The 6,978-nt window shown below is 74.9% G+C and carries 7 protein-coding genes; all 7 read right to left on the reverse strand.

Annotation, left to right across the window (positions count from 1 at the left end):
* Positions 1-141: 141 nt before the first annotated feature.
* Positions 142-1,392 (reverse strand): precorrin-6y C5,15-methyltransferase (decarboxylating) subunit CbiE, encoded by a 1,251-nt coding sequence (gene cbiE, locus AB0442_RS28410; RefSeq protein WP_363543632.1) that lies wholly within the window; start codon positions 1,390-1,392, stop codon positions 142-144.
* A 146-nt stretch (positions 1,393-1,538) separates the two neighbouring features.
* Positions 1,539-2,171, reverse strand: coding sequence for a GNAT family N-acetyltransferase (locus tag AB0442_RS28415; RefSeq protein WP_366166320.1), 633 nt, complete (start codon positions 2,169-2,171; stop codon positions 1,539-1,541).
* Positions 2,172-2,358: 187 nt separating this feature from the next.
* Positions 2,359-3,195, reverse strand: a complete 837-nt coding sequence (locus AB0442_RS28420; RefSeq protein WP_366166322.1) for a MetQ/NlpA family ABC transporter substrate-binding protein — start codon at positions 3,193-3,195, stop codon at positions 2,359-2,361.
* Between the two features lie 92 nt (positions 3,196-3,287).
* Positions 3,288-4,022 (reverse strand): methionine ABC transporter permease, encoded by a 735-nt coding sequence (locus tag AB0442_RS28425; RefSeq protein WP_366166324.1) that lies wholly within the window; start codon positions 4,020-4,022, stop codon positions 3,288-3,290.
* Complete coding sequence (locus AB0442_RS28430) at positions 4,019-5,041, reverse strand: ATP-binding cassette domain-containing protein (protein ID WP_363543627.1); 1,023 nt, start codon at positions 5,039-5,041, stop codon at positions 4,019-4,021. Before AB0442_RS28430 ends, AB0442_RS28425 begins: the two co-directional genes overlap by 4 nt.
* A 480-nt stretch (positions 5,042-5,521) precedes the next feature.
* The gene (locus AB0442_RS28435) at positions 5,522-6,022 is read right to left on the reverse strand and encodes a GNAT family N-acetyltransferase (protein WP_366166327.1); all 501 of its coding nucleotides are present in this window, start codon (positions 6,020-6,022) and stop codon (positions 5,522-5,524) included.
* A gap of 267 nt (positions 6,023-6,289) precedes the next feature.
* On the reverse strand, positions 6,290-6,859 hold the full coding sequence (locus AB0442_RS28440; protein ID WP_366166329.1) for a sigma-70 family RNA polymerase sigma factor: 570 nt from the start codon (positions 6,857-6,859) through the stop codon (positions 6,290-6,292).
* Positions 6,860-6,978: the final 119 nt, after the last annotated feature.

Here is a 6,978-nt window from a genome sequence, read left to right on the forward strand (position 1 = left end):
ACCGGATGGACACGGTGCACCGATCGCCGTGCGCAACCAGGACGCCACCCTATCGGTCGGGGCCGACGGGCTCTCGAATCGGTGTCCGGATGCGACGGGGATCACCCGGTGCGGTCCGGTGGTTGTCCGGCATACGGACAGTCAGGGGGCCAGTCCGCCCCAGAGCACGACGGTCTGCTCGGCGGGGCCGAGGGCGAGTCCGGCCGGGCCGCCGGGGCGGGGTTCGAGCGGGGCCGCCTGCAGCAGGGTGCCCTCGACGCGGTAGCCGGCGGCCGCGGCCGCCTCCCGGATCTCCTCGGCCTCGGCCAGGGTGTGCGCGACGGCGGCCAGGCGCTCGGGGCGGCGCGCGAGCACCGCGCGCACCACCTGTGCGCCGCCGCGCTCCACTGCGACCGCGTCGGGCTCCGGCAGGCCCCCGAGCACGTCGGGTCCGGCGCCGTGCACCACGTCGACCTCGACCCCGTACCGGCGGGCGTTGACGCCGATCCGGGCGCAGGCGGCGCCGTCCTCCTCGACGGCGACCACGGCGGCGCCGAAGCGGGCGATCTCGACGGCGAGCGCACCGCAGCCGGCGCCGACCGTCCAGACCAGGTCGCCGGGGACGGGCCCGAGCCGGGCGGCGGCCAGCGCGCGGACGTGCGGGGGCAGCGCCCGTGCGCCGTCGAGCGGCCGGCCCGCGGGGTCGGTACCGGTGTACGCCTCGGTGGGCAGCGCCCAGCCGCGGTCGCCGCCGGGGAAGCCCACCGGGCGGCCGGCCAGCCAGCCGGCGGCCTCGTCGCTGCTCTGCGGCGAGCCGCCGATCACCAGGACGACGCTGGGGTCGCGCCAGTCGTGGTCGGGCACCCGGTCGGAGGTGAGGACGGTGACGTCCTCCTCCGGGGTGCCGAGCGCCTCGCAGACCACGAAGGTCCGGTGCACGCCGCGGAGCATCAGGGCGAGTTCGCTGGGGCCGGCGTCGGCGGTGGTGAGGACGGCGACCTTGGGGTGCGCCCGGCAGACGTTGGCGGCCCGGCGCAGCCGTCCGCCGTGCGCGGAGACGACCTGGGCGTCCTCCCAGGGCATGCCGGCGCGGGCGAAGGCCGCGGCGACCGAGGAGACGGCCGGCAGGACTTCGAGTTCGAGGCCGTACTCGGGCCGGCGGAGGGTGCGGACGACGCCGAAGAAGCCGGGGTCGCCCTCGGCGACCACGACCGCGGTGCCGCGGTGTTCGGCGATCCGGCGGGCGGCGGACTGCACGCTGCCGAGTGCGATGCGCTCGGCGCCGGCCGGCACCGGCAGCGCGGCGAGCTGGTACGGAGCTCCCGCGACCAGGGTGGCCCCGGCGAGCGCGGTGGCCGCCGCCTCCGTGAGCGGTGTGCCGTCCCACCCGATGACCGTGATCCGGTCAGCCATCTGCGGCTGTTCTCCCTCGCCCGAAAATCCGCCCCTGCGCGGACGGCGCACCTGCGCGTCCACGTGCAGAGGCTACCGGGTGGGGCGGGCCGGGCCGGCATCGCCGCCCCGCGGCCGGGTGGCCGGTGGCGGGCGGCCGGTGACGGTCAGTCGTGGAGGACGTAGCGCTGCTCGGCGAGCGGCCCGCTCTGCGGCGCGTCGAGGTCCTCGGGGAGCAGGCTCCACAGGATCAGGTCGGTGCGCGTGTCGGGAGCGCCGCGCCGGTCGGGCTCCTCGCCGCGGACTATGCCGGCGCTGCGCAGCACGCCCTCGCTGATCGCGCCGGTCTTCTGGGCGACCTGCTGGGCGGCGATGTTCCCGGCGGCGGTGCGCAGCTCCAGGCGGAGGAAGCCGCGGTCCTCGAAGAGCCACTGGGCGACGCCGAGGACGGCCTCCGGGGCGTAGCCCTCGCCGCGGGCCCAGGCGGCGGTGATGAAGCCGATCTCGGTGGAGCGCAGCCGCCAGTCGGTGCAGCGGAGGTCGACCAGGCCGACCAGGCGCTGGGTGAGGTGTTCGGCGACCGCGAAGACGATGCCGCCGCCCTCGGCGCGCCGGCCGGGGGCGAGGACGCGGATCAGGTGCTGCGCGTGCGCCTCGGTGAACGGCGAGGGCAGGGAGGTCCAGGTGTGCACCTGGTCGTCGGAGGCGAGGGCGGTCAGGCCCGCGGTGTCGCCGTCGTCGAGCGGGCGCAGCAACAGCCGTTCCGTGCTGATGGCCGTCTCGGGGAAGCTCGCTGCCATGCCGTCTCTCCTCGCCGGGTCGTGGACACACCGTACGCCCCGCCTCTCTTCGGGCGTGCCAGGGTACCTGCATTCCGGCGACGGCCCGTCAGTTCGGCCGCCGTCACGGCCGCGGCGGGTGCACGACGCGCGGCCGGGCCCCGCCGCGGGGTGCGGCGGGGCCCGGCCGGAGCGGTGGCGGTCAGCTTCAGAAGGCGGGGACCACCGAGCCGTTGAAGGTGTCCTGGATGTACTTCTTGACCTCGGCGGAGTGCAGCAGCTGGGCGAGCTTCTGGACCCGCGGGTCGTTCTCGTGGCCCTTCTTGACGGCGAGGATGTTCGCGTAGGGGTTGCCGTCGGCCTTCTCCAGGAGGATGGCGTCGGTGGCGGGCTTGAGGCCGGAGTCGAGGGCGTAGTTGCCGTTGATGACGGCGGCGTCGAGGTCGCCGAGCGAGCGCGGCAGCTGGGCCGCCTCCAGCTCCTTGAACTTGAGGTTCTTGGGGTTGGTGGCGATGTCCTGGACGGTGGCGGTGGTGCCGGCGCCGGACTTCAGGGTGATGACCTTGTCGGCGGCGAGCAGCTGGAGCGCGCGGCCCTCGTTGGTGGCGTCGTTGGGGACGCCGACCTCGGCGCCGTCCTTCAGCTCCGCGACGGACTTGACCTTCTTGGAGTAGAGGCCGAGCGGCTCCAGGTGGACGGTCTCGACGGAGACGACGTCGGTGGCGTTCTTCTTGTTGAAGTCGTCGAGGTACGGAACGTGCTGGAAGTAGTTGGCGTCGGCCGAGCCGTCCTGGACCGCGGTGTTGGGGGTCACGTAGTCGGTGACCACCTTGACGTCGAGCTTGAGTCCGGCCTTGTCGGCGAGGTTCTTCTTGACGTAGTCGAGGATCTGGGCGTGCGGGGTGGGGCTGGCTATGACGGTCAGCGTCTTGTTCGGGTCGGCGCTCGCCCCGGAGGACGAGGAGCCGTCGCTGCCGCAGGCGGCGAGGGTGAGGGCGACGCCGGCGGTGGCGAGGACGCTGGTGAACTTCAGGACGTTACGCACGAAAAGTGCCTTTCTCCGGTGGTGCGGTGGTCGGCGGGCCGTCGGGGACGGCCGCCGGGGTGCGGGCCGGGGTCTCCGGCCGCGGGTCCGGGTCAGCGGGCGGAGGCGGGTTCCGCCTCCGCCTCGCCGGGGAGGTCGACGGCCTCGGGGCGGAACCGCCTCGGGGTGGCGCCGCGGTGGCTCAGCCGGCGGACGAGGAAGTCGCCGATCAGCTGGAGCGCGGTGACGATGACCACGAGCTCGGCGATGATCACCCACATGAAGCCGGTCTCGAAGCGCAGGTAGCCGTAGCGGACGGCGAGGTCGCCGAGGCCGCCGCCGCCGACCACGCCGGCCATCGCCGAGTAGCCGATCAGTGCGATGACCGTGGTGGTGGCGGAGGCCACCAGGGCGGGCAGCGACTCGGGCAGCAGGGTCTTGCGGACGATGGTGGCGGTGGAGCCGCCCATCGACTGGACGGCCTCGACCAGGCCGCCGTCCACCTCGCGGACGGCCGTCTCGACGAGCCGGGCGAAGAACGGGACGGCGCCGATGGTGAGCGGCACGGTGGCCGCCTGCCAGCCGATGGTGGTGCCGGCGATCGCCTTGGTGACGCCCTGCAGCGCCACCATGAGGATGATGAACGGCAGCGAGCGGCCGATGTTGACGATCGCGCCGAGCACCCGGTTGAAGCCGGGGTGCTGCAGCAGGCCGCCCTTGTCGGTGAGCACCAGCAGGACGCCGAGCGGCAGTCCGAGCAGCACGGTGGCGACCGAGGAGACGCCGACCATCTGGAGCGTCTCCCAGGTGGCGGGCCACAGGAGTTCCTGCATCTGGTCCCAGGTCATGCCGCCACCCCCTCGGGGGTCAGCAGGTCGACCTGCAGGCCCTGCTCGCGCAGGAACCCGATCGGGACGACGTTGTCCTGGTGGCCGCCGGGCAGTTCGACCCGCATCCGGCCGACCATCCGGCCGCCGATGGTCTCCACCGCGGCGCCGAGGATGTTGATGTCGATCTGGTAGGTGCGGGCGAGCTGGGAGACGAACGGCTGCGCCGGGGTGTCGCCCTGGAAGGTGATCTCGACGACGGTGCGGCCGCTGTGGCCGGAGGCGAACTCGCCGAGCGGGAAGAGGTCGCGGGCGATCCGGGAGTCGCCGTCGGCGAGCAGGTCGGTCAGCGCGCCGGACTCGACGATCCGTCCGCCGCGCATCAGGGCGGCCGAGTCGCAGACGGACTTGATGACGTCCATCTCGTGCGTGATGAGCAGGACGGTCAGGCCGAGCTGCCGGTTGAGGTCGCGCAGCAGGGCGAGGATCGACCGGGTGGTCTCCGGGTCGAGGGCGCTGGTGGCCTCGTCGGAGAGCAGCACCTTGGGGTCGCCGGCCAGCGCCCGGGCGATGCCGACGCGCTGCTTCTGGCCGCCGGAGAGCTGGGCGGGGTAGCTGCGGGCCTTGTCGGCGAGGCCGACCAGGTCGAGCAGCTCGGCGGCCTTGCGGCGGCGGGCGGTGCGGTCGAGTCCGATGATCTCCAGCGGCAGTTCGACGTTCTGCTGGACGGTCCGCGAGGAGAGCAGGTTGAAGTGCTGGAAGACCATGCCGATCCGGCGCCGGGCCTCGCGCAGTTCACGGCCGGCGCGGTTCTCGCCGCCGGGCAGCGCGGTCAGGTCGACGCCGTCCACCGTGACGGTGCCGGCGGTGGGCCGCTCCAGCATGTTCACGCAGCGGATGAGGGTGGACTTGCCGGCGCCGCTGGTGCCGACGACTCCGTAGACCTCGCCCTCGCGGACGTGCAGGTCGACGCCGTCGAGGGCGGTGACCTCTCGGCCGCGCGAGCGGTAGACCTTGGTGAGGCCCTGGGTGGTGATCACGGCTGCTTTCCGTTGGTCGGGGGCGCGGCCTCGTGGGCCGGCGCACCGGGCGTTCGCAGGCGTACGGGGGCACGCCGGAGGGAGGGGGGTGTGGGGTGGGGCCGTACGTCGGCCGTGGCCGCCGGGCCGGGTGCGTGCGCGCGGGCAGGGCCCTGGCGGGGCATCGGCGACGCGGTTGGCTCAGCGGGCGCCGGACGGGCGGCGCGGGTACTCGCTTCGGGGCGCGAGGAGGGGGACGAGGGCCCTCAGCGGTGACACATGCGACAGCACATGCGGCGCGCGCCGCCCGGCGCGGTGCCGGTGGGGGTGCATGTTGTGGCCGCAGTCATGAAGACAGTTAAGCAGACCTTCGGACACGATCCCAATAAACAGGAGATCCGGTCCGGAATGCGGACACGACCCTTGTGCCGCAAGCCCGACGGCGCCCGTCCCCGAGTGGGGAGGGCGCCGTCGGGCAGAACGGGGCGTCGGGTGGGGGCGTCAGGCGGAGGCCGCCAGCGGCACCGGCACGGTCTTGCTGAGCGTCACCAGCGACAGCCGGCCGGACACCTCGCGGACGCCGGTCTGCCGGTAGCCGTGCCGGGCGTACAGCCGCAGGTTGCCGAGGCTGCGGTGGCCGGTGAAGAGCTCGAAGGCGTAGACCGTGCCGACGGCCTGCAGGCGCTGCTCGACGGCGTCCAGCAGGCGCCCGCCGAGGCCGTGGCGCTGCATCCGCGGGTGGACCACCAGGCGGCCGATCCGGGCGGTGCCGTCGGCGTCCAGCCGGCCGCGGACGGTGCCGACCACCTCGTCGCCGAGGCGGGCGACGAAGAACTCCTGCTCGCCCAGCTCGGCACGCAGGCTCTCCAGGGTCTGGGTGAGGGGCTCGATGGCCCAGTCCCCGTAGAGCGCGGCCTCGTCCTGGTAGCCGAGGTACTGCAGTTTGAGGATCTGCTCCGCGTCGTCCTGCGTCGCCGGCGAGATGATCACACTCATGCCCATGTGCGGGGTCTCCCCATCGTTAGTGCCCGGTGCGCTGCCGAGGGTGTGCACCGGTGCCCGGCCTGAGGTCCCGGACGGGGATCGGCCCGGCCGGGAAGAGGGTCGAACGGCTCCCGGGCGACGGCACGGCGCTGCGGCCGGTCCGCGCACACGCGGGCCGGACCCGACGCCGGGAGGGACGTTCGCCAGCGCTCTACCCCGGCTTCGCCGGGTCTCAACCTTCCGGCCGCCGGACGTGGCGAGCGTCACGTCCTCCACCGTACGCGGTCACTCCCCCGTCAGGTCCGCGCGGCGCGCCGCCAGCAGCGACCGCAGGCAGGCCAGGCAGCGCGACCGGGTCGGGCCGATCGAGCCCCGCGGGATGCCCGTCCGGGCGGCCAGTTCGGTGTAGCTGAGCTCCGGCGACTCGGCGAGCGAGAGCAGCAGTTCGGGGCAGCGGCCGGAGAGCCGGCCCAGCGCCCGGCGGACGGCCCGGCCGAGCTCCGCGGCCAGCAGCTCCTCGTGCGGCCCGCGGCGGGCCACCGGCGGCCGCGGCACCGGGACCTCCGGGGCGGCCGTCCGGCGGGCCGTCAGCACGGCCCGGACGGCGCGGGCCCGCAGCCAGCCGCGCAGGTCCCGGGGCAGCCCGGGCCCGGCCGCCCGCTCGGCCGCCTGCAGCCAGACCTCCTGCTCCAGGTCCTCCCCGTCCGGTCCGCCCCGCGCCAGCACGGCGAGGAACGCCGCGAGGTCGCGGCGCACCTCGGCACGGGCCAGCTCCGCGAGGGCCCGGACCCGGCACGGCCCACGGGACCCGTCGTCGGCGGGCCGCTCGTCGGGACGGGCACGGGCGTCGGTCACGTCTGCCGCAACGAGCGGGGGGGGGGGGGGGGGCCCCCCCCCCCCCCCCGGGGGGGGGGGGGGGGGGGGGCCCCCCCCCCCCCCCCCCGGGGGCGGGGGGGGGGGCGGGACCAACCGCG

This window comes from Kitasatospora sp. NPDC085895, from assembly GCF_040702125.1.
Lineage (GTDB): Bacteria > Actinomycetota > Actinomycetes > Streptomycetales > Streptomycetaceae > Kitasatospora > Kitasatospora arboriphila.